At 56.9% G+C, this 24,660-nt stretch carries 24 protein-coding genes and 1 pseudogene; 19 read left to right on the top strand and 6 right to left on the bottom strand.

Annotated features, from left to right (window positions below; all coding sequences use genetic code 11):
• Positions 1-5 precede the first annotated feature (5 nt).
• From Q7L05_RS09320 to Q7L05_RS09305, 4 genes are all read left to right on the top strand, one after another.
• Positions 6-2,174: an AAA family ATPase gene (locus Q7L05_RS09320; protein WP_303905270.1), complete on the top strand. Its 2,169-nt coding sequence runs from the start codon at positions 6-8 to the stop codon at positions 2,172-2,174.
• 135 nt (positions 2,175-2,309) lie between these two features.
• On the top strand, positions 2,310-3,233 hold the full coding sequence (locus Q7L05_RS09315; RefSeq protein WP_303905267.1) for a hypothetical protein: 924 nt from the start codon (positions 2,310-2,312) through the stop codon (positions 3,231-3,233).
• Positions 3,234-3,288: 55 nt separating this feature from the next.
• Entirely contained in the window at positions 3,289-3,714 is a 426-nt protein-coding gene (locus Q7L05_RS09310; RefSeq protein ID WP_303905264.1) for a hypothetical protein, read from the top strand.
• 303 nt (positions 3,715-4,017) lie between these two features.
• Positions 4,018-5,244 carry an IS110 family transposase gene (locus Q7L05_RS09305; RefSeq protein ID WP_303905261.1) on the top strand — a complete coding sequence of 409 codons (1,227 nt, stop codon included), beginning with the start codon at positions 4,018-4,020 and terminating at the stop codon, positions 5,242-5,244.
• A gap of 317 nt (positions 5,245-5,561) precedes the next feature.
• Here the strand turns inward: Q7L05_RS09305 and Q7L05_RS09300 are convergent, their stop codons facing one another.
• Together Q7L05_RS09300 and Q7L05_RS09295 are read right to left on the bottom strand one after the other, a co-directional pair.
• Entirely contained in the window at positions 5,562-6,551 is a 990-nt protein-coding gene (locus Q7L05_RS09300; protein ID WP_303905258.1) for a transposase, read from the bottom strand.
• Between the two features lie 113 nt (positions 6,552-6,664).
• A pseudogene (locus Q7L05_RS09295) lies at positions 6,665-6,862 on the bottom strand (ATP-binding cassette domain-containing protein); the annotation flags it as partial.
• Between the two features lie 306 nt (positions 6,863-7,168).
• Here Q7L05_RS09295 and Q7L05_RS09290 point away from each other — a divergent pair.
• From Q7L05_RS09290 to Q7L05_RS09280, 3 genes are all read left to right on the top strand, one after another.
• Complete coding sequence (locus Q7L05_RS09290) at positions 7,169-7,927, top strand: helix-turn-helix transcriptional regulator (protein WP_303905256.1); 759 nt, start codon at positions 7,169-7,171, stop codon at positions 7,925-7,927.
• 421 nt (positions 7,928-8,348) lie between these two features.
• Positions 8,349-9,401, top strand: coding sequence for a hypothetical protein (locus Q7L05_RS09285; protein ID WP_303905254.1), 1,053 nt, complete (start codon positions 8,349-8,351; stop codon positions 9,399-9,401).
• Between the two features lie 67 nt (positions 9,402-9,468).
• A complete protein-coding gene (locus Q7L05_RS09280; RefSeq protein WP_303905251.1) occupies positions 9,469-10,743 on the top strand; it encodes a right-handed parallel beta-helix repeat-containing protein in 1,275 nt (424 codons plus the stop codon).
• Between the two features lie 15 nt (positions 10,744-10,758).
• Here Q7L05_RS09280 and Q7L05_RS09275 read toward each other — a convergent pair whose 3' ends face one another.
• Positions 10,759-11,754: a transposase gene (locus Q7L05_RS09275; protein WP_303905248.1), complete on the bottom strand. Its 996-nt coding sequence runs from the start codon at positions 11,752-11,754 to the stop codon at positions 10,759-10,761.
• Positions 11,755-11,889: 135 nt separating this feature from the next.
• Here Q7L05_RS09275 and Q7L05_RS09270 point away from each other — a divergent pair, with 135 nt between their 5' ends.
• From Q7L05_RS09270 to Q7L05_RS09260, 3 genes are all read left to right on the top strand, one after another.
• The gene (locus tag Q7L05_RS09270) at positions 11,890-12,249 is read left to right on the top strand and encodes an acyl-CoA thioesterase (protein WP_303905245.1); all 360 of its coding nucleotides are present in this window, start codon (positions 11,890-11,892) and stop codon (positions 12,247-12,249) included.
• Positions 12,250-12,853: 604 nt separating this feature from the next.
• Positions 12,854-13,936, top strand: a complete 1,083-nt coding sequence (locus Q7L05_RS09265) for a lipase family protein (protein ID WP_303905242.1) — start codon at positions 12,854-12,856, stop codon at positions 13,934-13,936.
• A 296-nt stretch (positions 13,937-14,232) separates the two neighbouring features.
• Positions 14,233-14,697, top strand: a complete 465-nt coding sequence (locus Q7L05_RS09260; RefSeq protein ID WP_303905239.1) for a JAB domain-containing protein — start codon at positions 14,233-14,235, stop codon at positions 14,695-14,697.
• Positions 14,698-14,776: 79 nt separating this feature from the next.
• Here the strand turns inward: Q7L05_RS09260 and Q7L05_RS09255 are convergent, their stop codons facing one another.
• On the bottom strand, positions 14,777-15,022 hold the full coding sequence (locus Q7L05_RS09255) for a hypothetical protein (RefSeq protein WP_411293331.1): 246 nt from the start codon (positions 15,020-15,022) through the stop codon (positions 14,777-14,779).
• Between the two features lie 247 nt (positions 15,023-15,269).
• Here Q7L05_RS09255 and Q7L05_RS09250 point away from each other — a divergent pair, with 247 nt between their 5' ends.
• From Q7L05_RS09250 to Q7L05_RS09220, 7 genes are all read left to right on the top strand, one after another.
• A complete protein-coding gene (locus Q7L05_RS09250) occupies positions 15,270-15,707 on the top strand; it encodes a JAB domain-containing protein (protein WP_303905236.1) in 438 nt (145 codons plus the stop codon).
• 1,023 nt (positions 15,708-16,730) lie between these two features.
• On the top strand, positions 16,731-17,216 hold the full coding sequence (locus Q7L05_RS09245; RefSeq protein ID WP_303905235.1) for a DUF4124 domain-containing protein: 486 nt from the start codon (positions 16,731-16,733) through the stop codon (positions 17,214-17,216).
• Positions 17,217-17,296: 80 nt separating this feature from the next.
• A complete protein-coding gene (locus Q7L05_RS09240; RefSeq protein WP_303905232.1) occupies positions 17,297-17,656 on the top strand; it encodes an acyl-CoA thioesterase in 360 nt (119 codons plus the stop codon).
• 175 nt (positions 17,657-17,831) lie between these two features.
• Positions 17,832-18,686 carry an REP-associated tyrosine transposase gene (locus Q7L05_RS09235; protein ID WP_303905228.1) on the top strand — a complete coding sequence of 285 codons (855 nt, stop codon included), beginning with the start codon at positions 17,832-17,834 and terminating at the stop codon, positions 18,684-18,686.
• A gap of 333 nt (positions 18,687-19,019) precedes the next feature.
• Entirely contained in the window at positions 19,020-19,517 is a 498-nt protein-coding gene (locus Q7L05_RS09230; protein ID WP_303905224.1) for a JAB domain-containing protein, read from the top strand.
• A gap of 190 nt (positions 19,518-19,707) precedes the next feature.
• Entirely contained in the window at positions 19,708-20,541 is an 834-nt protein-coding gene (locus Q7L05_RS09225) for a spondin domain-containing protein (protein WP_303905221.1), read from the top strand.
• Positions 20,542-21,123: 582 nt separating this feature from the next.
• A complete protein-coding gene (locus tag Q7L05_RS09220) occupies positions 21,124-21,564 on the top strand; it encodes a hypothetical protein (RefSeq protein ID WP_303905218.1) in 441 nt (146 codons plus the stop codon).
• Positions 21,565-21,751: 187 nt separating this feature from the next.
• On the opposite strand, the gene Q7L05_RS09215 is transcribed toward Q7L05_RS09220, so the two are convergent.
• Entirely contained in the window at positions 21,752-22,522 is a 771-nt protein-coding gene (locus Q7L05_RS09215) for a phosphatase PAP2 family protein (protein ID WP_303905216.1), read from the bottom strand.
• Between the two features lie 541 nt (positions 22,523-23,063).
• Here Q7L05_RS09215 and Q7L05_RS09210 point away from each other — a divergent pair.
• Together Q7L05_RS09210 and Q7L05_RS09205 are read left to right on the top strand one after the other, a co-directional pair.
• Positions 23,064-23,639 carry an eCIS core domain-containing protein gene (locus Q7L05_RS09210; RefSeq protein ID WP_303905213.1) on the top strand — a complete coding sequence of 192 codons (576 nt, stop codon included), beginning with the start codon at positions 23,064-23,066 and terminating at the stop codon, positions 23,637-23,639.
• Positions 23,626-23,982, top strand: a complete 357-nt coding sequence (locus Q7L05_RS09205) for a hypothetical protein (RefSeq protein WP_303905210.1) — start codon at positions 23,626-23,628, stop codon at positions 23,980-23,982. Before Q7L05_RS09210 ends, Q7L05_RS09205 begins: the two co-directional genes overlap by 14 nt.
• 45 nt (positions 23,983-24,027) lie before the next feature.
• Here Q7L05_RS09205 and Q7L05_RS09200 read toward each other — a convergent pair whose 3' ends face one another.
• Positions 24,028-24,327, bottom strand: a complete 300-nt coding sequence (locus tag Q7L05_RS09200) for a hypothetical protein (RefSeq protein ID WP_303905207.1) — start codon at positions 24,325-24,327, stop codon at positions 24,028-24,030.
• Positions 24,328-24,660: the final 333 nt, after the last annotated feature.

Here is a 24,660-nt window from a genome sequence, read left to right as displayed (position 1 = left end):
GATAAATGATCACCGAGATACGTATGGATGCTGTCGCCAGCTTCAAACACGCGACGAGTCTCCAGACCGACAAGAAGATCAATTTGATATACGGCCTTAACGGTACTGGTAAATCAACAATATCGAACTTCCTATATGAGCCGAATGATCCCCAGTTCGTGCTTTGCAGCAAGACGCCTGCCCAAACTGTGCCCATTCTTGTCTATAACCAAAAATTCATAAGAGACAATTTCTTCGTTACCGACAATCTAAAGGGCATTTTTAGCCTTTCAAAGGAGAACAAAGAAGCCGAACAGAAGATTATTGAGGGAACGAAGAAACAAGGAGAGCTGGAGCACTCGCTGCAATCGAAGCGAGACGACAAAGAAAAAGTAAATGAGTCATATTCGAAGCAGCGGCAGCAAGTGATCGAGGAAGTGTGGGGTATTAAAAAGACCTATACGGGCGGGGATCGTGTCCTCGAGTACTGCTTCGAGGGTCTGATGGGGAAAAAAGACAAGCTATTTGAACACTTGCTGTCTATTCCCAAGCCAACAGATGAGCCGCAAAGGGACATTAAAGCTCTCCGAAGAGAGGTGGAAACGCTCAAGGGCGACGATGCGAAACCCCAACAGCCGTTGCAGAACTTGGTATTCCAAGCTCCTGACGTCGAGTCCCACCCGCTTTTCGGCACAACCATCCTTGGTAATACTGACAGTGAAGTGGCAGACCTGATCGAGAAACTTGGGAACGCAGACTGGGTGAATCAAGGGATCACATACCTGCCAGATGAAGTTGACGATGTCGGAGTGCAATGCCCTTTCTGCCAAGAGACAACCATATCCAGAAAGTTTCTTGAAAGCGTCAGATCGTATTTCGATGAGAGCTATCAGAATCAACTCGATACGCTTGCTGACCTTTTACGGAAGTACCAAAGCGCAGTTGAGGCGCTACCCGGGGTTGGTGAGTTTTCGGACCACCCATTCGCACGGGAACGTAAGAGCATGCTTCTAGGGAAGCACCAAGCATTATCTACCGCCTTGCTACGGAACGTTGAAAAGATCGAACAAAAAATCAGTAGTCCCAAGGCTCCCATTTCGCTGACGGATACATCAGGCTTAGTGGCAGATTTTAATGCGGAGGTCGTCGCCATTAACAGTGATGTAGGCGCATACAATGACCGACTACAAAACCGCGAGGCCGCCCTCGCAAAGCTGAAAGACGAATTTTGGATGTTGATGCGTTGGCAGTACGACCAAACTGTGTCGCGATTTCAACACGATCTTCAGGCTGCAAATCATAAACTGAAAGATCTGGATGGTGAGGTGCGCAGTATCAATTCCGATCTTGCGAAGGTCAAGGAACGGATCACTGCAGCACAGAAGCAAACGGTAAACGTGGATGCGGCTGTTGATGCAATCAACGCAGGCCTCCTGGACCTAGGCATTGATGAATTCAGCGTAAAAAAACATTCAGACAGCCTTTATCGCATCGTACGGGCAGGCGATGAAAAAGATGCGTTTTACTCGCTCAGCGAGGGCGAGAGGATGATGATCAGCTTTCTGTACTTTTGTGAGCTCTGCAAAGGGAAATTTAGCGCAGAGGATACCCATGCCCAACGCATTGTGGTGATAGATGACCCCATTTCTAGCCTTTCGCATATTTTTGTCTTTAATGTTGGGCGCTTAATCCGCTCCATCTTCTTTAAGGGGGATCGGTATCGTCAGGTTATAGTTTTAACCCACAGCCTTTATTTTTTCTATGAGTTGACTGAGATCAATCACGACCTTAGGAAAGACACTCAGAAGCTTTTCAGGCTTTCAAAGCCATCAACTGGAAGCGTCATCCAGGAAATGAAATACGAGTCAATTCAGAACGATTATCAAGCGTACTGGTCCGTCGTAAACGACAACAGTCAGCACCCGGCGCTCATTGCCAACTGTATGCGAAACATAGTTGAATATTTCTTTAATTTTGTGGGCAAAAAGCCGTTGGGCAACGTCTTTCAAATTCCTGAGTTGCAGGACATCAAATTCCAAGCGTTCTATCGATACGTCAATCGGGAGTCCCACTCTCTTGGGCAAAATATCTTTGATATGAAAGAGTTTGACTATGACGTCTTTAAAGAGGGGTTGAAGTTGGTGTTCGAGAAAACCGGTTACCCGGAGCACTATAAGGCTATGTCTAAGTGTTAGCGGTGCCATAGTGGAGGGCGCACATAACGAATCGTTGCAGCGGACGTTTGAGTCGCCGCCCATTTTAGCTGACGCAAAAACGGTTGTCGCCTCAAGCGCCGCTGAACTAAGGCGTTGGGCCGCATGAGCAATCGCATGGACGACGAACTGACGACCGCTGAGCAAAAGCTACTTGAGGCGCTCCCGGCCCCTCCCGAGTTGGTGGAGATTCATGTATCCAACGTGTGGATTGTGGAATGGCTACCGTCCAATGAAACCCGAACCGGGCGAATGCTCCACGATTGGATGAATGAGCGGCGCCAAGGATGGTCTGCGTATTTCTCGTGCAATAACAAGAACGACGTTGTCGCGGCGATTTCGGCGGCAACAGAACGGGCTAGGAATGACAAACTGCGGCCGGTGCTCCATCTTGAGTCTCACGGTGGTGATATGGGACTTCAAGGACCGAACGGAAGCGGTGGGACCGAGATGCTGACGTGGGATGAGTTGACTGAGCATTTGCAGGCGTTGAATGTTGCAACCGGATGCAACTTAGTCGTGGTCGTCGCTGCCTGCACTGGATTTGCGGGAATTAAGGCGCTACAGCGAGGTCCTCGTGCCCCTGCGGTCGTGCTGGTTGGACCCGACGCAGTGGTGATGCCGCGCAATCTGCTCGCTGGTGCCAAAGAATTCTACAGGCGCTTTATGGACGAGAACCCAAGGCTGTCTGATATCGCCGAAAGTGCTTCTCGTGAAGCGGGAAAGGTGAATTTTGAATGGGAGCCATTTGCCATTCTTGCCTACGAGGCGCTGATTGAATCGCTTGTCAGGTCAGTGCGCCCTGCGGAACGGGCCAAGCGCGTGCAGAGAATGCGAGAGCAGATGCTCGTTGAGGCTAGGCTGACTAACGCAGAAATCCAAGCACAGCTAGGCGCCATCCCATATCTTCCACCTTGGCCGGTCTTACAGCAGACCTGGGATGAACTGTTTATGATCGACATTGATCCTGAAAATTGGAAACGTTTCGGGCTAGATCTGCGAGCCATCGTGGAACGAATCAGTTCCACAGAAAGGAAATAGCTCGTGACGTGGTTGCCCAACAATCGGCCGCCCAGCCGTGGGGTTGGGCATCTTAATGGCTGATCTCGTTATAAATCTTCTGTCGGGGTTAGTGGGTGCACTCATAGGTGCATTCGCCGGTATTTTGGCTGTGCGCCACTCTCATGTACTTCAGGCGGAGGCGGCACTCCGAAACCTTCTTGTGGCGCAGCTCATAAGCGTTCGTATGCTGGGCTCAGAAGAAGTCAGAAAAAGGCAACAAAGAGATTTTCTGGAAATCTATCAGGCGTACCAAAATCTCCGAAGTGTGTCTGGGTGGAGAAGGCGTAGGGTACTTGACACGGCGTGGCGCAACTACAAAGGCAACTACGAGGATGCCGTACCTCTATTCGGTGAGCAGTCAGTTAAGAATAGCGGCACATCAACAACAGTCACAGGACGCGGCTTCACGCGCGAAGAAGTCATGGAGAAGATCGATCGCTTCCTGAAATGTTTAAGCTAAATAAGCCCAACAAAGGGGGGGGATGAAATGTTTACAACAAAGGGGGGGGTACGGGGTCTACCATCGAATTTGCATAGTGACGGGACCCCTTGAAGCCAGTTAGGATTGTCCTTGGCGGGGGTGTGGCTCACGGGGTCGGTGGCCGGTTTCCGGCTCGCTCGGACCTGAAATGCCGCCTCCGCCACCTTGCATCATCCGATGGGTCGAACGGGATGGTGTCGATCAGTTTCTGATGTGGCTCTGTAAGTAGACGAGACCGGCGGATGATTTTCAAGCGGGTTCTGACTTATGGAGACACTAACAATGCCAACCCCCTCCGAAATTCGTGTCAGCATCGATGTCGGCTGCCACAGCCACAGTGTTGCTATTGGCCTGCCTTCTGGCGAAGTGCTGGATGAGTTCGATCTTGCGCATCGTCCGGAAGGATTTGATCTTTTCTTCGAACGAGTAGAGAGCCACCAACGCCGCTATGGTGGTGGGGTATCGGTAGCCATGGAAGGGTACAACGGCTGGGCTCGTCCGCTGGATACCCTGGTTCGCTCCCGCGGTTATCGCCTATTCAACATCAACAACCTCAAGCTGGCCCGATTCAAGGAAATTTTTCCAGCAGCGGCCAAGAGTGACCGCATCGATGCCCGCAAGGGCCTCGAGTTATTTCAGCTTGGCGACCACCTTCCCGTTGCGAAAAGTGTGCTCCAGGAGGTTGCTGCAACGCCCCTAGAGAATGAAAAGCTCAAACGCCTCACTCGCCGTCGCCGCACCCTCGTCAATGAACGAAGTCGGCTGCTCAGCCGCATGCAGGCTGATTTACAGGCTGTTTGCCCTGGCCTCCTAGCCATCACGAAGGATGCCGACAACGTCTGGTTTCTCAACCTTCTTTCCCACGGTGACGACCTTTCGAAGTTGGCGCGCCTTCGGCAATGCACCATCCTCGGGATCAAAGGCATTGGTCGTAAGTACGCCTCGATAATCACGGCTTGGCAGAAAACGGCCAGCTTTAGCCACGATGTCGCGTGGGTCGGGCCAATGATCGTTGAGGATGCTCGCCGTGTGCTGGAACTGCGCACGAAGCTCAAGGCACTGGAGGCCCAGTGCCTTGAGCTGATGGAGCAATCTCAGATCGCACAGCTCATCGACTCGATCCCCGGTTTTGGGCCGGTCTGTTCCTCTGAAATTGCTGGTGAACTGGGAACCATCGAACGATTCCCCAAGGACGGAAGCCTCGCGGTGTATCTCGGCATGGCGAATCTCGACAACAGTTCCGGTAAACAGCGAGGGTCGAAGAATCCGAAACACGTCAATACGCGAGCCAAGGCAGCGATGATGGTTGGCGTGGATCGCCATCGCAAGCAGGTCCCCGAATCACAGCGTTACTATGAGAAAAAACGAACTCAGGGAAAGACACATAATCAAGCCATTCGGGCTTTGGGTCGACATCTCAGTCGCGTTATTTTTTCCATGCTCAAGCAAGGAAGGTATTACGAATTTAGAGAGGACAAAAATTCGGCCGATTGGTTAAAAAAAGCTTGAAAATACGAGCGGGATGTTCAGGTCTCGCATTGTTGCACACTGCCAAGCCCTCGCCCCTGACCGACCACCCCCGCCACCGTCAGGCACAATCTCCTCAAGGCCGAGGCCAGATCAACCCGGACACCCACCGTAAGAACACAAAGGAAAAAGCCGGGCGCGCGGTCGCCGTCTATTCGACTTCGCCTGTGGTCGAGGGGCGACATAGGTTGATTTGTCGCGATCGAATCGGTTTTTGGCTCAGCAGGCCTAACTTAGCGCGAGCGAAATTTGCGGGTCTGGCGATCCGCAGCGGAGGTACGTGACAGGAAAGAAGGGCGCTACGCCAACAGCGTTCGGGAGGCGCCGATTCCGGGCGTTCGTCGATAGCCGAGTTGCTGGCAGGCTTGTTTGAGGTGATTCGCCGCGCCCACAAGTCCCTTGAAGGGGCTCTCGAACTGGGTGGTCAGGTAGCCCCACTGCTTGGGATCGATCTCCAGGCGCTGGAGGATGGATGGCAGGTGCTCGGGGATGGCGCCGCGCTTGCCTTCACGGATGAGCCGTCCGGTGAAGTCCACCAGGTCCAGGTAATCGGTGAGCCGAAAGGGCAGGCCCTTGGGCATCGGTTCACGCGGGTTGCCGGCAAACGGCAAAAGGCGGGCCGGTTGTGATGGCGGCTCATTGGGATGGCTCGCCTGCTTCGCGGCGGTAGCCCGCTCCTGAACAGAGGTGAATTCGGACGCCTCCGGCGTCTGTGCCATCTGCGCCCGAACCGGATTCAGATCCACGTAGGCCAGACAAGCCGCCAGGGCCTTTTCATCAAGCAGCGCCTGAGATTTGAAACGGCCCTCCCAGAAACGGCCAGTGCAGTTATCTTCCTCATTCGCCTTGCGGGCGATCTCCTCGTTCAGGCAGCGCATGAACCAGCTGATGTCCGCCAAGCGCGAACGCTCGGCGAAGGTATCGACGACGCGCAGCTCCGCAGGGAGAAGCGTTTCCCCGCGTTCGAAGCGCCGGGTCAGCTCATTCCCGGAGAACAGCGCATGCCAGCGGCGAAGGACTTCCGGTGTGTCCCAATCCGTTGCAGCTTCGCGGTCGACGTGTAGGACCAGATGGTAGTGGTTCGACATGATTGCGTACGCGCATACGTCAAGGGCGAATACCTGGGAGAGCTGAAACAGGCGCTCGCGAATCCAGCCGCGGCGGTGTTCGAAGCTGCTGCCCGAGACGGCGTCTTCACCACAAAGAAAGGCACGGCGCACGCAGCGGGCGACGCAATGGTAATAAGGGGTGGCCTCGAGCGAGACGAGGGCTTTCCGTGGTTTGGGCATGGCATCTATTCCTTGATAACAGTGCGGGTTTACAGACTCTCAGAACTGGGAGAGGATGGCAATGGCTTGGAGTGGGTGTCCGGGTAATTAGTTTCCGGGTAATTATGCTCGGAACTGGCCGTATCCAGCCCGCCGAGGATGTTGAGAAGTGTCGACTTGCCGCTGCCGGAGGCCCCCAGCAGGACCACGAACTCGCCTGCATAGAAAACCAGATCGACACCGCGAAGCGCACGGATCTCCACTTCGCCGACATGGTAGGTCTTGGTCAAATCCTCGGTGCGGAAGACGATTTTTCCGGATTTATCGGGCACGGTGATTCCTGATGTCGAACCTGCACCGAGTATACGGCAAGAAGCCGCCTGCGACGCTGCAAAAAAAGCGGCAGAGGCTCGGGAGCGGTGTTGCCGCACAAAGGCCGGCCTTATCGTGGTACCGGATGCCGGATTTCGCAATCCTTGTCCTGTTTGACTAACGCATAGTGCAATCGCACTATTAAAATCTGCCGATTGGGCAGCTTGCGTAGACGTAGAACCCTGTGGCCGCGCTCCAACCGCTTCGCCCTTCCGGGATGGTGCGGGGTTCGGCGTAACGGGTGAGTGGAACAGGAGTCCCGACCCTTGCAGATAAAGTCCCTGTCAAAATACGACGCGACCCGCGTACTGGAGCTGATCCACCGAAGCGTTTCCTGCACCACAGAAGCGCAACTGGTTGACATCATGGCGGAACTGCGCGGGCTGATCGGCTATCAGGCCGGTCTCTCCGCCGTCGCCGGGAGAAAGAACGGCGCGCCGCCGGAACTGCACGTGGTCAACGTCGACTATCCGCACGACTACCTGGCCGAACTGTTCAGAAGAGATCTGGTCAGGAAGGACCCCATCGTGGCCGAAAACTTCAGGACCTTCCGCCTGCAATATTGGGGCGATACCTTCACCCGCACACCGTTCACCGCAGACACACACGAAGTCATCTCCCTGGCAGAAGACTTCGGGTTCAACGAGACGAGCCAGGGACACGGATACGGCCATGGCGTCAAAACGGGAAACGGCAATATCGGCAGCTTTTTCTGCTATCACGGACTGGAGCGCAGCGCCAGGACTGAAACCATTCTCACCCTCCTCGTCCCCCATTTCCACGAAGCCCTGAGTCGAATCGTCGGTCCGAAACTCGGTTCGATACCCGCCCTCACGCCGCGCGAAAAGGAGCTCCTCGCATGGCTCGCTCAGGGAAAGAATACGTGGGAGATCTCCGCCATCCTGCGAATCAGTGAACGCACGGTCAAATTCCACGTCGGCAACATCCTGCAAAAACTCAATGCCTCCACCCGAGGCCACGCCGTCGCCATCGCCCTGGGGCATGGGCTGATGGAAATGGAGTGACCTGTACTTAGGTACAGGTTACGTGGCTGCCGCCCTTTGGCATCATCAAGCCATCGATTCCCTGACATCCTGTCCAGGCGCCGTTGGACCGCTGAACCGCCCTGAAGAGAGGTTTTCTCCGTGAGGCTTTTGCCGTGAGACGGCCCGGGTGAGTAGAGATGTCTTGCTCTTGAGCGGCCGTGCAGCACTCGGCATCAACGCCATTGGCAGAGTCAGAGGGAAGGGCGCAAGCGCCGAGGGTGTCAGCTCCAACATTCCGACACCTACTTTCCGCCCTCGGTTGTTCGAATACTGGAACCGGTTCCTTCTCACGATCGCGGACTTCCCGCTCGGAGTGCTTAGGTGACCGAGTGTGAACGGCATCTTTCGGGTCGACGCGGACCCATCGACCATCCGGCATGACAAAAAAGGGAGCCAAAACATGAACAAAATGCAACGTGCACTCGGATGCGCATCGCTGGCCGGTCTGATGACCCTGACGGCCTGCGGCGGAGGGGGCGGCAATAACGATGTTGCCGGGACCGTCTGGTGCCCGGCCTGGGAGGCGGGCCAAGGGGTGAGCTATACCCGCACCGAGACGGTGGCCGGGGTGCCCACCCAGACGGAGGCGAACCTGGTCGTGACCGTGCGCGATGGTGACGCGGTCGCCGTGACCGACGGCGAGACCACGGGGCTGTTCGCGATCGAGGCCGGGGCGTACGCACCGGTGTCGCGGCTCGATACCCAGGTCTATGTGGACTCGGACCCGACGGACGGCATCGTCGAGCCGGAGGGCATCCTCTACAGCCCGGTCACCTACAGCTCGCAGACGGCGTTCTGTCCCCCGCCGGCCGTCGGCGAGAGTTATGCGGCCACAGCGTTTTGGCCGGGCCCGGACGGACGTGGCGGTGAGTATGTCGATACGACCATGACCGTAACCGCGGTCGCAGACGAGACGGTATCCGTGCCGATGGGCGATTTCTCGGCGCGCAAGGTCGTAATGGACAAGCTTGAGGGCGTTACCGGGTCGGTGGTGACCCGCTATTACGTGGCCGGCCTGGGCGTGGTCAGAGAGGTCGAGGAGATCGCCTCCGCCGACACCATCATCACCCGCGAGCTGGTGGCCTACGACGAAGCCGCCCCGGCCCTCGGTACGGCAGAGAACCCGATCGTGGTGACCGCCGGTTCGACCTATGACGCACTGAGCCATGTGTCCTACGTGGCGCGCATCGGCGCCGGTTCGCTGCACTTCAGGCTGACGGGGCTGTACGTCAACAACGAGCACGAGATAACCCTCTCCGAGATGACCGACAACGCGGATCTCTACATCTACGCGGACGCGGCCTTCGAGTCCTCGATGTGCAGCTCCATCAACACGGCCGAGGCCAATGAGAGCTGCCTTGCCACGACCACGGCCGAGGGCGAGCTGTACATCCGGGTGGACGGGAGCTTGTCGACGGCGGGCACGGACTTCGCCCTGCGGGTGGGGACCTGAGCACCCGTGACGGGCGTGTCGGCGGCTCGCCGGTCATCGCCGTTCGTAATCAACGAGGGAATTCGAGATGGACAGATTCGATTATCAAACACGCCCGTTTCGGGGGGCTCGCGGAAGGTCCGTCGCGGCGCTGGCGTTGGCGCTCTTCGGTCTTGTCGTCGGTAGGGAAGCGCTGGCATTCGCCGAAGATATCGTGGCGCCGGGTACGCTGCTGCTCGACGTCGATACCGTGGTGGACAGTACCGATGCCAACCCGGCTGATGGGGTTTGTGCCGACAGCCAGGGGCGCTGCAGCCTGCGCGCGGCGGTGCAGGAGTTCAACGCCTTCGGGCCCGACGAGGGTTTAATCCGGGTGCCGGGCGGCACCTACGCGCTTGAGCTGGTCGGGGCGGGCGAACTTTTCTCGGCCACCGGGGACCTGAACGTGACTGGCGGGGTCCTGCGCATCGACGGCTCGGGTGATCCGGCAAACCCCACGATCATCCAAGGTACGGCATCCTGGGATGACCGGCTCATCAGTGTTGCCGGTACGTCGGACCTCACCATCGAAAACATGGTGCTGAGCGGCGGGAACGTCGGCGGTAACGGTGGCGCGGTCTGGGCCGCGGATACCTCGTCGCTGACACTCAGGGACTGCTCGGTCACCGGCAACACCGCCGCTGGGAACGGGGGCGGCGTGGCCGCGCAGGGCACCGGTCTCACCGTCGAGCGTTGCCGGATCGGCACGAACGTCGCCGGTTCATCCGGCGGCGGCCTCTACACCGAGGCCACGACCGCCGTCATCCGCGACACCACCATCGACGGCAACGGCGCAGGGACTGCTGGCGGGGGGCTGTGGGCCTACTCCGAACTGGGATCGGTCGCCGTGGTCAATTCCACGGTGAGCGGCAACCAGGCGACCAACGGGGGCGGGATTCTGTCCGCCGGCAATGTCGGGCTCTACAGCGTGACGGTGACGGCGAATCTGGCCGAGAGCGTCTACCCGGATGACACGCCCCATGGCGGCGGCCTCTACGCGTCGGGTTTCACGGAGCTGCGCAACTCCATCGTCGCGGGTAATGCCGCCGGGGACGCAGCAACGCTGTATTCCGAGGACTGTTACGGAGACATCAACGACCTCAGGAGCAGGGGTTACAACCTCCTCGGAAGCGATAACCCGGACACCCACCGTAAGAACACAAAGGAAAAAGCCGGGCGCGCGGTCGCCGTCTATTCGACTTCGCCTGTGGTCGAGGGGCGACATAGGTTGATTTGTCGCGATCGAATCGGTTTTTGGCTCAGCAGGCCTAACTTAGCGCGAGCGAAATTTGCGGGTCTGGCGATCCGCAGCGGAGGTACGTGACAGGAAAGAAGGGCGCTACGCCAACAGCGTTCGGGAGGCGCCGATTCCGGGCGTTCGTCGGTAGCCGAGTTGCTGGCAGGCTTGCTTGAGGCGGTCCGCTGCGCCTACAAGTCCCTTGAAAGGGCTCTCAAACTGGGTCGTCAGGTAACCCCACTGCTTGGGATCGATTGCCAGGCGCCGGAGAATGGATGGCAGGTGTTCGGGGATAGCGCCACGCTTGCCCTCGCGGATGAGCCGTCCGGTGAAGTCCACCAGGTCCAGATAATCGGTGAGCCGAAAGGGCAAGCCCTTGGGCATGGGCTCTCGCGGGTTGCCGGCAAACGGCAGAAGGCGGGCCGGCTGTAATGGGGTCTTGTCGGGATACTCCGCTAGCTTTGCCGCGGCGGCACGCTCCTGAACGGAGGTAAATTCGGACGCCTCCGGCGTCTGTGCCATCTGCGCCCGGACCGGATTGAGATCCACATAGGCCAGACAGGCCGCCAGCGCCTTCTCATCAAGCAGCGCCTGGGATTTGAAACGGCCCTCCCAGAAACGGCCGGTGCAGTTATCTTCCTCATTCGCCTTGCGGGCGATCTCCTCGTTCAGACAGCGCATGAACCAGCTGATATCCGCCAGGCGCGAACGCCAGAGCTCCGCGAAGGTATCGACGACGCGCAGCTCCGCAGGGAGGAGCGTTTCCCCGCGCTCGAAGCGCCGGGTCAGCTCATTCCCGGAGAACAGCGCATGCCAGCGGCGAAGGACTTCTGAACTATCCCACTCCATTGCAGCCTCTCGGTCGACATGCAGGACCAGATGGTAGTGGTTCGACATGACGGCATAAGCGCACACGTCTAAGGCGAATACCTGAGAAAGCTGAAACAGGCGCTCGCGTATCCAGCCGCGGCGGTGCTCAAAACTGCTGCCCGAGGCGGCGTCTTCACCGCAAAGAAAGGCGCGGCGTACGCAGCGGGCGACGCAATGGTAGTAGGGGGTTGCCTCGAGCGAGACGAGGGCTTTCCTTGGTTTGGGCATGGCATCTATTCCTTGATGGCAGTGCGGGTTTACAGACTCTCAAAACTGGGCGAGGATGGCAATGGCTAAACGTGAAGGGCCGCCGGTTTTCACGACTTGGTCCTATTATGAATCATCTTATTGACCGAACCCGCCATGGAACAATACAAACTGGTTCTCCCTGAACACCTCAACCACTACGGCTATCTTTTCGGCGGCAACATGCTCAAGTGGGTCGATGAGTATGCGTGGATAGCCGCCAGCCTGGAACATCCGGGCTGTAAGTTCGTCACTATCGGTATGGATGGGGTGGAGTTTCGCAAGGGGGTCAGCAAGGGGACGATACTCCGCTTCGTCATCGAAAAGGCGGAGCAGGGGAGCACCTCTATTCGATACACGGTAAAGGTCTTCGCCGATGATATCGAGACCGGTCGGGAAGAGAATGTATTCTCCACCCATGTGACCTTTGTCTGTTTGGGCGATAATGGGAAGAAGATACGCATCCCGTGCGACTGACCTTTGCGATCGGTTTGCTGATCGCCTCGAATTAGTCGTGGGAATACAGGTCTACCCTCTTGCGTTCGTCTTCGTTGCAGATAGTGCTTGGTTAGGCGCGACGGGGACGCGACGGGGACGCGACGGGGACGCGACGGGGACGCGACGGGGACGCGACGGGGGTCAGGTCTCGCATTGTTGCACACTGCCAAACCCTTGCCCCTGACCGACCACCCCCGCCACCGTCAGACACAATCTCCTCAAGGCCGAGGCCCTGGCTTGGGTACTAGCGGACGACCCCGACCACCCCACCGCCGAAACCCTTGCCCTCGTCGCCCAACTCATCCGGGAGGCGAGTGTTTACCTCTGCAGAGCCTATGGCTTGCCCCGGGTACAACCGCCATAACCCGTTCTCGTCTTAAGCTTTCCAGCTTGATACATTAGGGGTTAAGCGAGCAAGACGTGAATCGATGGACGGACGCACGCCCGGAGACAATAGGGGGACCCCACAGGGACAGTATACCTATCACTAGAAGTTTCGGGGACGGCAACAAGAGACTATCGGGACGGCAGGCGAAGCGGGTGAACTAATGCCTTGCCGTTTGCTAACCACAGGGGCAAGGAAATGAGTGACAGTAGCAACGCGCAGACAATAGGCGGCTATGTTGATAGCGCCCGCGAGTCGGGTGCTGTGAAGATTGATACGCAGGAGGGGGAATACTACGTCGTTGCCCTGCAACAAAGGAAGACGGGCGTTCCAGCACCGTTTGACGGGGCTGAAGAGCTATTAAAGCCGCCGCTCAAGCGCGCTGCCTATTCGGATCGGACTGCGTGGTTAATGGCGGCGTTGTCGGAGCTGGCCTATACAAAGTTCGAATCGCAAGCGGAAGTTCGAGCCGACTTTACCGCTAGGCTCGCGGATGCAGGACTTATGCTTCATAGCATTTATGATGAACCAAATACCGGCACACAAGCTTTTATCGCGCGGCGTCCCGATTCATTCACTGTGCTCGCCTTTAGAGGGACGGAGAAAGATCGTAAAGATATTCTTACCGATCTCAACGCTCGATTTTACAATACACCGACCGGCCGAGCACATCAGGGGTTTGCGATGGCTTACGAGGGCATTCGCAAGGATATCGTTTCGGATTTGCGCGAATTGCAGCAAAATGACCAACTCGACCGGTTGTTTGTGACGGGGCACTCATTGGGGGGCGCGTTGGCCACAGTGGCCGCCTGTAATCTGGAAAAAGAGTTCCTGGTTGCGGCGTGCTACACGTTCGGAAGTCCGCGCGTGGGCACAGCGGAGTGGTCGGATGCTGTTAAGACACCAGTTTATCGGATCGTGAATGGCGCCGATGGTGTGCCGTTGGTCCCCTTAAGTAGCCTAACGCGTGGAATCCTTCTGGCCCTTCCGACAATTCCGCTTCTAGGATGGCTTAATAAGCCCGTGCACAGTTTGCTCGACAAGGGGTACGCCGGATTCCAACATGCGGGCGACTTCCGTTTTGTGAAAGGCCAAGCGCACGCCGCGCGACTGAAAATCGGATCTGCCGCAGCGTGGGAAAGAGTTAAGCACGTGGTTTGGGGAAAGTTTATTGGAGCTTTCAAGCGCCTAAGTCCAAAGGCACTTTCTTCGAGCTTTTCAGACCATTCCATTTCTGAGTACGAAGCGAAGCTCCGAAAAATAGCCGAAGATCGTAACTGATCCGTCTTCTACCAAATGTTTATTTTACATGGACACCCAGTCTCCTCAAGGCCGAGGCCTTGGCCTGGGTACTAGCGGACGACCCCGACCACCCCACCGCGGAAACCCTTGCCCTCATCGCCCAACTCATCCGGGAGGCGAGTGCTTACCTCTGCAGAGCCTATGGCTTGCCCCGGGTCCAACCGCCCATAACCCGTCCTCGCCTTAAGCTTTCCAGCTTGATACATTAGGGGTTAAGCGAGCAAGGCGTGAATCGATGGACGGACGCACGCCCCGAGACAATAACAGGGAAATCAATGGCCTATTTACGGGAAGTCGAACTGAAGTACAAGATCACAGAAGTCGAGAGCGACGTCATCGGGGGGGACGCGGGTAGCTCCTCGCAGGTGTACCAGCTGTTCAGCGACCTTCAGAACGAAACCAAAGAGAAGTTCATCACCATCAACCTCGACACTAAAAACAGGGTAGTCTGCTTCGAGGTGGTGGCTATCGGCTCCCTCAACGCCATTCACGCCCGGCCAATGGAAGTCTTCCGCACCTCTATCATGGTCAACGCCGCCTCCGCTATCGTGGTTCACAACCACCCATCCGGCGACCCGAACCCAAGCCAGGCCGATATTCACTTCACCCAAAGACTGGTCAACCTGTCCCAGGAAATGGGCTTGAACCTTATCGACCACGTGATCATCGGAACCGGGAAGTACTACAGCTTCTTCGACAGCGGGGTCTTGAGTGACCTTAGAAAGCGTTCCGGGCGGTAACTGGCGCAACGTTTCGCGGAGCATGTGTATGGCCGCAAAGACAAGAATCATGTACATCGAATGTGTCGGATAAATCGAGTCAGAGTAACTTAAGTTCATCGAATCGGCCCTCCCAGAAACGGTCGGTACGGCTATCTTCCTTATTCGCCTTGCGGGCGATCTCCTCGTTCAGGCAGCGCATGAACCAGCTGATGTCCGCCAAGCGCGAACGCTCGGCGAAGGTATCGACGACGCGCAGCTCCGCAGGGAGAAGCGTTTCCCCGCGTTCGAAGCGCCGGGTCAGCGCATTCCCGGAGAACAGTGCATGTCCGAATTCCGGGGACACCCATTAGCCGCCCCGCAGCCCTCGAAGGAAGGCGTCGGTTCTTGCAATGAAGCATCTTCGTCGCAGACCTGTCCCGATTACGAGCGTGCCCCACGAGAAAGCGGAGTAGCCTCGCCGGTGCTATATATCCAAGACCCCGGTATGTATAGTAGTGGACACCCAATATTGAACACTACAGTCCAGCCGAATGCCAAGCCCGAAGCGAATATCGTCGGCTGCGCTTTTCCTTTCCGCTGAGAAGAAAACAATGGGGCAGATTAAGAGATTAAAGCTTAGTTTCGAGCGCAAGCGGGTTGATGATGACCTTCTCCACGAAGCGTTGGAGTCAGCCGAACAAGCCTATCGGCTGTTCAAGGAAATGGAAAATGACGTAAGGGAAAAGGTTGTCTGCCTCCACCTCACCGACAAATACGAAATCATTTCCTTCGAAGTCGTCTCCATAGGTACGCAGACCTATGCGATAGCCGATCCGGTCGAGATACTGCGGGGCGCGGTGCTCGTTCAAGCTTCTAAGATCATTATCCTTCATAATCATCCGCTTGGTTCACCGGAACCTTCTGATGCGGACATCAAGGGAGCGAGGAACCTGAAGGAAAAGGGTGCTGTTCTGAATATCGAACTCCGAGATGCGATCGTCATTGGAGACGGAGGCTTTGTCAGCCTGGCCGAAAGGGAGTTGATTTAGTGCTACTCCGGTCGGACCGGACAATGATGGGCAGTAACGTTTTGGCGGTTAGGTGCAAATCGTTTGACTACATGGGAAGCCACAGATCCGAACGGATATGTGGATTTGCCCAGCAGAGTTAGAGAATTGGATTACAGAATACGACGCTGCCGTTGTTGATCCGAGCGCCAAGACGGGGTCAGGTCTTTCATCTTGCATTTATTATCAATGAAGTAACAGATGCACAGCATATCTACGCCCGGGTAAGAGTGCTTTTCACACAGTTTGTCGAGTGCGTGACCTGCAGCGGTAGTAGCGGCGAAGCGTACTCCGAATTGCTGGTTACTATTGACAAGCGAAACGGGAAGGCGGGTTTCAAAGCGCTTTGATGGCGGGAAATGAAAGGAGGCGTTGAAAGTAAATGGTGGTCGTTCAGAACACTTTGCGCGGGGCCCCTCGCGGAATTCGCCGGTCTCATGGATGCGCAGCGTGTTGCTGCGGGAGAACTCGTGCTTCACCTACGTTTTTAGCAGCTGTTTCAGGTCCTCGCAGCCTACGCAGACGCGGGCCTGCTCGAAGCCTTCTCGATGAGGCGATAGTTCGCCTCTCCCTCGCGGACCAGCACGAAGCCTCGGTTTCGCTTGTAGCTCCGCACCTCCAAGGCATGGCCACGCGGCAGCACCGCGGCTCGGTGCATCACTTCGGTGACTGCGTTGCCTTTTCGATCACGTTAGCACCTTCGGTTTCCCGTTTGTCATCCGCTACGCCTTGAACAATGAGAGGACTACGGACGAGCCGGGTGCCCAGTGGGTCGTCGAAACCTTTCCCTCGGGTTGGGGGTGATCCCAACAATTGCGCAAAACTCGCCGCGAGGGAAAAGGTGCAGTACAGTGAGAGGCCACGGAGTTGGCAGGGATAGGGCATCGCGCGTCGATGGGTTGAGCGGCATGACGATGATAATGGAAGAACATGAGAGATTCCCCGGCTTTAGGTGGTGCGAAAATAAGCCGGTAAGAAGTCTCGGAGGGGGTAGGAGTGACTGGGATGGATCGGAAGCTATCGAGACGCCGGACGGGCGCGAACGGAGGCATTCTGGCATTGGTGTTGCTGCTGGCCAGCGGTGCGGCCGGGGCCGGAAACCTCTACCGCTGGACGGATGCTAATGGCGTCACCCACTTCGGCGACAAGCCCGGGCCCGGAGCAAGCGCAGTGGAGGTCGGGCCTCTGAACGGCTACCGTGCGCCACCCGTTCCGGCTTCATCGGACCCCAAGCTGAAGGAGGCTGCAGGTCAACCAAAGGTGGTCATGTACGGAACCGAATGGTGCGGTATCTGCAAAAAGGCGCGTGCCTATCTTGGCCGTAACAGCATTTCGTACACGGAGTATGATGTGGAGAAATCGGCAAGAGGCAAGCGGGACTACCGTCGCATGAACGGGTCGGGGGTGCCGATTTTTCTGGTGGGCGGCCAGCGGCTGAACGGCTTTTCAGAAGAGCGTTTCGAACGTCTGCTGGATACCGGGAACCAGTAAACGGTCAAGGGCCGTGCAAATACCAAGAACCGAATTTCGCAACCTGGTCCTATTGAACCATCTTATTGACCGAGCCCGCCATGGAACAATACAAACTGGTCCTCCCTGAACACCTCAACCACTACGGTTATCTTTTTGGCGGCAATATGCTCAAGTGGGTCGACGAGTACGCGTGGATAGCCGCCAGCCTCGAACACCCGGGCTGTAAGTTCGTCACCATCGGTATGGATCGGGTGGAGTTTCGCAGGGGGGTCAGCAAGGGGACGATACTCCGCTTTGTCATCGAAAAGGCGGAGCAGAAGAGTACCTCCATTCGGTACACGGTAAATGTCTTTGCCGATGATATCGAGACCGGTCAGGAAGAGAATGTCTTCTCCACCCATGTGACTTTCGTCTGTTTGGGTGATAACGGGAAGAAGATACGTATTCCGGGCGACTGACCTTTAAGATCGGTTTGCTGATTACCTCGAATTGGCCGTGGATCAAGTCAGTCCCCAGAACAAAACAACGTGAAAATAGGGGTCAAAAATAGGGGTCAGGTCTTTCCTGTTGCATTCCTTTCAAAAATAGGGGTCAGGTCTTTCCTGTTGCATTCCTTTCGGGTATGGTTTGGCTATGGCGCGACCGCTTCGAATTGAATTTGCAGGTGCCCTGTACCATGTGACCTCGCGGGGAGATGGTCAGGAGGATATCTATCGGGATGATGAAGACCGGCGCCTGTTCCTTGGCATCCTTGGTGAAGTGTGCGAGCGCTTCAGTTGGGTGGTGCATGCCTACTGCCTGATGGACAATCACTACCACTTGCTTGTGGAGACGCCGAACGGCAACCTGTCAAAGGGCATGCGGCAGCTCAACGGCGTTTACACCCAAAGGTTCAACCGCAAGCACGGTCGGGTGGGCCATGTCTTCCAGGGGCGGTACAAGGCTGTCCTCGTGCAGAAGGAGGCGTATTTGCTGGAGCTGGCGCGCTATATCGTCCTCAACCCAGTCCGGGCCCGGATCGTGAGGAGCGCAAAGGGTTGGCCGTGGAGCAGTTATCGGGCGACCGCCGGTCAAAGCAGGGCAGCCAGCTGGCTGCACACCGACTGGCTCCTCGGATCTTTTGCACGGCAGAGGGTGCGAGCCATGGAGCGCTACCGCGAGTTCGTGGCCCAGGGTAGAAATCAGCCGAGTCCCTGGGAACAGCTAAAGGGCCAGGTCTATTTGGGCTCCGAGACGTTCGTGGAGAAAATGCAGGCGCGGCTGGATAACAATAAAGATCTGAGCGAAATCCCACAGAAGCAGCGGCGCACGCTACCCAAACCGCTGCACCATTATGCCAAGCATTTCCCCGGCCGAGATTCTGCGTTAGTGGCTGCTTACGCGAGCGGCGGATACAGCATGAAGGAAATCGGGGACCATTTCGGGCTGCACTACTCCTATGTCAGTCGGATAATCAGTCGTGCGAGGAATGCAAAAGGAAAGACCTGACCCTGCTGCATGACAAAGGAAAGACCTGACCCTGCTGCACCCCAAAAAAAGGGGTTGGGTCTGGCAGTCGCCTGAGGCTGGGTGCCTGAGGGTAGGGACGACCATCGCAGTATTCCTGCTGACTCCACCTCAAGCCGCAAGGGAAGGAATAATGGGGGCGGAATGAATCAAACGCGCCGGGTCGGGCTCCCAACCGAGCATTTTCGGTTTTGCCCCGACCGGCCTGCCTCAAGGTTAGAGGAAGCCATGCCGATGCAGGAGGACGTTAAACTTTGCAGTGTTCCGCAAGTCAGGCATGATGATCTTTTCGGGAACTACAGGTGGGAAGCACCCATGCGGGATCTGAACGGTATTGCCACCGTTTATGAGCGTCGGATCAAAACCGTCACGCTGAAGCGGTCTCCAGAACACATCGCAGATCCGGAAGGCAAGCCTAATGCCGACCGTCCCGATGAGGTCTATCAGCTTTTGACGGCCATCTATTCCCACCTGGATGACGATCAAGAGCATCTTGTGATGCTGGTGCTGAATGTCTCCAACGACGTAGTCGGCTACAAAGTCATTTCGTCGGGTACCCAGTCTTCAGGGCATGGAGATGCCAAAATCATATTTAGGAACGCGCTGATGCTTGGCGCGGCGAAAATCATCCTCGCCCACAATCATCCCAGTGGGTCGTTGAAAGTCTCGGATGCCGATATTGCTTTTACGAAGAAGGTCATCGAGGCGGGCCGGACGCTCGATTTGCCTTTGGTCGACCACATCATCTATACGCCGAACGCGTACACGTCGATGAGGGCGGAAGACTGCTGTCGGTTTGAATCCCTGACCTGAGCTTTTCCCCTGAAAGGCAAAAAGAGGTCAAAAGGGTAGAGTAGAAGGCAGCGCCTGCCTTTTACTCTACCTACCTCATGACGACGATGCTTTATTATCCGTAAAAGTCCTGATCGAAGGAGCAGAAGCGGTCGAGTACACTTGCCCCCGAGGCATTCGCCTCAGAAGAGCTGTGACTCAAGGAGGAGTTATGCGTCTTAACAATATACCTTTCAGGAAGACCCGTGGTGGCTTGCTTTCGGCCTCCATCCTATTGACCGGCCTGGCGGTGGCTTCGAACGCATCGGCTACTCAGATAATGGTGCAGGTAGACAACCTCGCTCCCGATCAAGGGGCCACCCTTACTCCGCTTTGGTCAGGATTTCATGGTGGAGATTTCGATCTCTTTGACTTTGGGGATCCTGCATCCGAAGCATTGGAACGCCTGGCTGAAGATGGCGATACCGGTCCCGCCATGGATGCGTTCGCCGCAACGACGCCCAATGGCGTGCAAGGGACACTGCCTGCAGCGATTGGCCCAGGTGAAAGTCTTTCCATGGGCTTCTTACTGAACGACAGTGAGGCTCAGCGATACTTCAGTTATGCCGCTATGGTCGTGCCGAGCAATGATGCCTTCATCTCCAATGATGACCCGAAGGCTTATTCTATCTTCGATGATGAAGGTAAATTCACCGGCACCGATTTCGTTGTAAAAGGAAGCGACGTTTGGGACGCGGGTACTGAAGTGAATTCGGAGGTTCCTGAGGAGACGGCGTTACTGGGGCAAACGGTGCCTGATACCGGGACTGATGAAAACGGCGTCGTTGAACCGCATCCGGGTTTGATGGAACCGGGCGACGGCGGTATCGTCGACGATCCGCGGTTTACCAATGCCGACTTCAGTTCCGAGGGCTATGAGCTGGCTCGCATTACGGTTAGTGAGAGGGAACCGGTGAGTGTTTCCGAACCTTCTACGCTGGCGCTGCTGGTGGGCGGTTTCCTGGCCGCATTTTTGGGCGCACGCCGCAAGCGGAAGCCAGCCTAGCTGGAAGGTCCCATAAGCGAGGGGGTCGGTGGCAAAAGGCCACGATACATGGGAACCGTCACCGACCCCCTTGTTCTGTCTGACTCACTGAATGGAAGAGGGCTTATCATTCTTAGGATTGGAAGGATGGTAGACCCCCCCTACCCTGTTCGTGTGGCTTTTGCGCGGTCTTCGGCGGTTCTTGCCGAGCAGCGGTCGCAGCCACGATCCACGGATGATGATCCGACAAGGCACCTGTCACCAATCCCCCCCTTCGGCTGCTGGATTGCTGCGGCAACCAACCGGATAAGTGCTCAGCTAGAGCAAAGCCACCTACGCCAATGTGTCGATGGAGACCAGGCCGAGTGCGCCAAAGCCCGGCGGTAAAAAACTTGCTCAGAGATTGGCTGCGCTCCGGATCATTGTTTCCATCGCTTCGGTTCCTTAGTGCATTCGTCGGAAATTACAGATGTGGTGCTGAACGCGATAATCTCTGGACGCGAAAGCCGGCGGGGAGGAGTAGAATGATGGACGGGCCCGTGAAGATGGCCCACCGAAGGTGAGTGGTGCGTTTTAATCAATTTTTGATGTGGGAATAACGCCATGCCAAGAACAGTAGGGGTACTAGCGGTAGCAATACTTCTGTTTGCGCAGCAAGCCGCAGGCGAGGAGGAATCGGGCGATTTTCGTCAACTGGTATCAATGCCGGAAGAGGCACGTCAATTAATGCGTCAAGACATGTTGGATCACCTTTCGACATTGAACGAAATCATGGGTTACCTTGCGGCTAATGATCTCGAAGCGGCTGCCGATGTCGCAGAAAACAAAATGGGCAAGACCTCCATGGGAAAACATCGCGGCAGTGGAATGGGTCCGGGTAGATTTATGCCGGTCGAGATGAGAAATATCGGCTGGGGCATGCATGAAGCGGCAACAGAGTTTTCGCAAGTTGCGCAAAATGGTGACTTGACCGGTGCATACGGTGCCTTGCAGAAGGTGACCAGCTATTGCATTGCCTGCCATTACAGTTATCGAACCCGGTAGCCATTCGTCAGGCTCAAAGAATCTATTAAGGAAAAAAAGGCTGTGGGTCAGGTCGCCTCCAACCCTGCATTCAATAACCATCATGGACTGCTAGCGTCCCGCACACTGCGGGAGCTCACTTCCCCCGCTTTCACAGCGCCCCCGATGTGACCAACTGCTTTGGCGGTCGACCAGCAGCTCCTCGGCATTAAAACTCCTTCTCCATTTCTATAATGATCGCATCGCCGTCCCTCCTTGGCTTGAACCACCAGCTCCGGGGTTCCTCTGTCAATCCGAGAAAAAATCTCGAGCTGAAGTTGGCTATAGCCGCGCCAACCAGAACATCCGTGGGATAGTGCACCCCCCCTTCCACACGGGCCCAGGCTGTCGCAACGGCAAAGCCGGATGTCGCCCATTTGACGCCACCGCGTACCGGTTTCCCGAGTGGTAGGCCATTCGCAAAGTAACGGGCTACGGTAGCGTTGGCGAAGGCATCAGTCGCATGGGCCGAGGGAAAACTCTCGTCGTTGGAACCATCCGGACGTGGACGTTGCGTGGTTCGCTTGAGCATACCGGTCAAGTCCTTTGCCGCCATAACACCGGCGAAGCCCCCGGCCGCATCGATGCTTTTCTCCTTAAGCCAATGACCATCGCCCCGTTTGCTCGCAACCAAGAGAGTCAGCTGTGCACTGGCACGCGAAGCCTCGCGGAAGGTGTCGCTAGCTTCCAAGGCATTCTCATTTGAACCGTATAGCGGTGTCCGGGCTTCTGCCCAGTCGGATATTTCGTGGTCGGTTCCGGTGAGGGCAATTGCACCCGCCCCCGCCAGCGGGACCCATGTCCAAGGATCTCTGGCTGCATCTACGGCCGCATCCTGAATCCGGGGTAATAGCCCGGAGCAGCCGCTCAGGATCAGGAGAAGAGAGAGAAAAATACCCCGCACCAACACGTGGCAAGGTCGGTTATGGCTGGAGGCCATTGTCCTTCGGAAGGTAGATATTTCAAGGACACTTTTACCCGGCTCTTCACTGTAAGACGTTGAGCGATGTCACGTTTTTGGGTGCCTTCGAAGCGCCGCATCCACCTGGCCGGACGCGCATGGTCACGCTAGCACGCACGTGCGAATCCTGTACCAGGGCGAACGGCTACCTCACCTCTGCCCGGGGTCTCATCAGCGTACTCCAGCGTTTCGAGATGAGCGGTACTATCGATAGCGGCCCTGTGCGTTCTTTTAGGTCCGGCATGGCGGTAAGCGGATCAATGGCGGCCGGGTTTTGCAATGCCCTCCAGAGGCGGCCCGACCGCAGCCTCCGGTCCCACCACACCGGGTAAGGAGTGGCAGGCGGAGACGGCTAATGGGTGATCCCTCCCATACTCCTGGTGACCCGCGCCGAAGTGGGAGCAGGGCAGGAGGCTCAGACCTCGGATGGTCGCATCCAATAAATGGGGGCACCGTCCTGGCTGGCGCCGAACCTGATGCAGCTATCCTAAGGGGACGGACAGTCGCCAATGGTGCTTTCGTGGCCCGATTTTTCGCGACGATAGGGTTGTTCCTGGCGCTGGGGGTTCACGGCTGCGCCGGCGATCGGGCGGCAACGGGGCGGGTTCCGGCCGCCGCGTCGGAAGACACTCGACCGGTAGTGGCCGAACTGCTACCGGCCGCAGTGGCGTGGTACCGCGAGTTGCAGGAGCGTTTTTACTCGCGGGGCCGGGCGCTGAACCACCGGGAGCGGCAGTTGGCGGCCTCACTGGGTGTTAAAGAAACGGAGGCGGTGCGGGTGGTGGTGCTGGAGCATTTTCCGCTGCCGCAGGATCCGGCTCTGCAGGCCGAGGCCCGGCGTTACGGGCTGGGAACCTGCCGCTTTTTCGCGCTCACCATAGGTCACCTGATTGCAATAAAACCGCGGGCGGTGGATGATCTGAAACTGCTCGCCCACGAATTCGTGCACGTGGCGCAGCAGGAGGAGTGGGGTACGGAGGAATCGGTCCGGCGGCTCCTCGTCCAATACCGGCGATTCGGCCCGGCTGCGGCGCCTCTGGAGGTAGAGGCGCAGGAAACGGTGCAGGAATTGTGGAGTCGGAGTGAAACAGATTGAGCATGCTTTTATGGCGATATTACTAGCGAGCATCGATAGCTGGGGTACGGAGCGTTTCTCTGCCGTGCTCAAGTCGGAGCTGGAGCAACTGCGCAGTGATGTGCTGCCGATCGCTCATGCCGTGGAAACGGGCAACCATCTTGATGAGAGTGATCTCGGCGTCATCATCAATGAAGTCACCGGCGATGCGCAGCATATCTACGCCAAGGTGGGAGTGTTTTTTGCACAGATTATTGAGTGCTTGACCTGTGGCGGCGGGAGCGGGGCGCGCGAGGAAGCGTACTGCGAACTGCTGGTTACCATTGACAAACGAACCGGAATAGCCGATTTCAAAGCACTTTGAATACCGAAATCAAAGAGTTTTGCGCAGCAAATAAACGGTGGTCGATCAGAGCACCTTGCGCGAGACCCACTCGCGGAATTCTCCCGTCTCGTAGATGCGAAGCTTATTGCTGCGGGGGAACTCGCGCTTTACGACCGTCTTTAGCAGCCTCTTGAGGTCTTCACAGCGCACGCAGACGCGGGCCTGCTCGAAGCCTTCTTCGATGAGGCGGTAGTCCGCCTCTCCCTCTCGCACCAGCATGAAGCCCCGATCGCGTTTATAGCTCCGCACCTCCAGGGCATGCCCGAGTGGCAGCACTGCGGCCCGGCGCATCACTTCGGCAATGGCGTTGCGTTTCTCGATCACGTTTGCGTTTGCTTGAGGATTTCGGTGGTCATTCGCTGTGCCTTGGAGAACGGTGCCGACAAGTTCGGAACGCTTGCCGCAGGGTTGGGGCGATTTGGCAGTTGCCCACATCACGAGGAGCCCCGGCGACGTAATAATCTCTGAACCTTGAGATTGCCACGTCGCTTGGGGCTCCTCCTGATGAACTTCCCCCCGCTGTCATTGCGAGGAGCCCGGCGACGAAGTAATCTCCTGCTCCCAAAACCCCAGATTGCCGCGTCGCTGGGGCTCCTCCTGAAGAACTTGCCCCCGCTGTCATTACGAGGAGCCCCGGCGACGAAGTAATCTCCTGCT

Source organism: Thiohalomonas denitrificans (assembly GCF_016841685.1).
GTDB classification, from domain to species: Bacteria; Pseudomonadota; Gammaproteobacteria; order Thiohalomonadales; family Thiohalomonadaceae; genus Thiohalomonas; species Thiohalomonas denitrificans_A.
This window is presented reverse-complemented; position numbering and strand designations above follow the sequence as displayed.

What these genes read in the sequence shown, in the direction of transcription:
- Q7L05_RS09320 (WP_303905270.1), top strand. Translation starts at nt 6, where the DNA reads ATGATCACCGAGATACGTATGGATGCTGTCGCCAGCTTCAAACACGCG.
- Q7L05_RS09315 (WP_303905267.1), top strand. Translation starts at nt 2,310, where the DNA reads ATGGACGACGAACTGACGACCGCTGAGCAAAAGCTACTTGAGGCGCTC.
- Q7L05_RS09310 (WP_303905264.1), top strand. Translation starts at nt 3,289, where the DNA reads ATGGCTGATCTCGTTATAAATCTTCTGTCGGGGTTAGTGGGTGCACTC.
- Q7L05_RS09305 (WP_303905261.1), top strand. Translation starts at nt 4,018, where the DNA reads ATGCCAACCCCCTCCGAAATTCGTGTCAGCATCGATGTCGGCTGCCAC.
- Q7L05_RS09300 (WP_303905258.1), bottom strand. Translation starts at nt 6,551, where the DNA reads ATGCCCAAACCACGGAAAGCCCTCGTCTCGCTCGAGGCCACCCCTTAT.
- Q7L05_RS09285 (WP_303905254.1), top strand. Translation starts at nt 8,349, where the DNA reads ATGAACAAAATGCAACGTGCACTCGGATGCGCATCGCTGGCCGGTCTG.
- Q7L05_RS09280 (WP_303905251.1), top strand. Translation starts at nt 9,469, where the DNA reads ATGGACAGATTCGATTATCAAACACGCCCGTTTCGGGGGGCTCGCGGA.
- Q7L05_RS09275 (WP_303905248.1), bottom strand. Translation starts at nt 11,754, where the DNA reads ATGCCCAAACCAAGGAAAGCCCTCGTCTCGCTCGAGGCAACCCCCTAC.
- Q7L05_RS09270 (WP_303905245.1), top strand. Translation starts at nt 11,890, where the DNA reads ATGGAACAATACAAACTGGTTCTCCCTGAACACCTCAACCACTACGGC.
- Q7L05_RS09265 (WP_303905242.1), top strand. Translation starts at nt 12,854, where the DNA reads ATGAGTGACAGTAGCAACGCGCAGACAATAGGCGGCTATGTTGATAGC.
- Q7L05_RS09260 (WP_303905239.1), top strand. Translation starts at nt 14,233, where the DNA reads ATGGCCTATTTACGGGAAGTCGAACTGAAGTACAAGATCACAGAAGTC.
- Q7L05_RS09250 (WP_303905236.1), top strand. Translation starts at nt 15,270, where the DNA reads ATGGGGCAGATTAAGAGATTAAAGCTTAGTTTCGAGCGCAAGCGGGTT.
- Q7L05_RS09245 (WP_303905235.1), top strand. Translation starts at nt 16,731, where the DNA reads ATGGATCGGAAGCTATCGAGACGCCGGACGGGCGCGAACGGAGGCATT.
- Q7L05_RS09240 (WP_303905232.1), top strand. Translation starts at nt 17,297, where the DNA reads ATGGAACAATACAAACTGGTCCTCCCTGAACACCTCAACCACTACGGT.
- Q7L05_RS09235 (WP_303905228.1), top strand. Translation starts at nt 17,832, where the DNA reads ATGGCGCGACCGCTTCGAATTGAATTTGCAGGTGCCCTGTACCATGTG.
- Q7L05_RS09230 (WP_303905224.1), top strand. Translation starts at nt 19,020, where the DNA reads ATGCGGGATCTGAACGGTATTGCCACCGTTTATGAGCGTCGGATCAAA.
- Q7L05_RS09225 (WP_303905221.1), top strand. Translation starts at nt 19,708, where the DNA reads ATGCGTCTTAACAATATACCTTTCAGGAAGACCCGTGGTGGCTTGCTT.
- Q7L05_RS09220 (WP_303905218.1), top strand. Translation starts at nt 21,124, where the DNA reads ATGCCAAGAACAGTAGGGGTACTAGCGGTAGCAATACTTCTGTTTGCG.
- Q7L05_RS09215 (WP_303905216.1), bottom strand. Translation starts at nt 22,522, where the DNA reads ATGGCCTCCAGCCATAACCGACCTTGCCACGTGTTGGTGCGGGGTATT.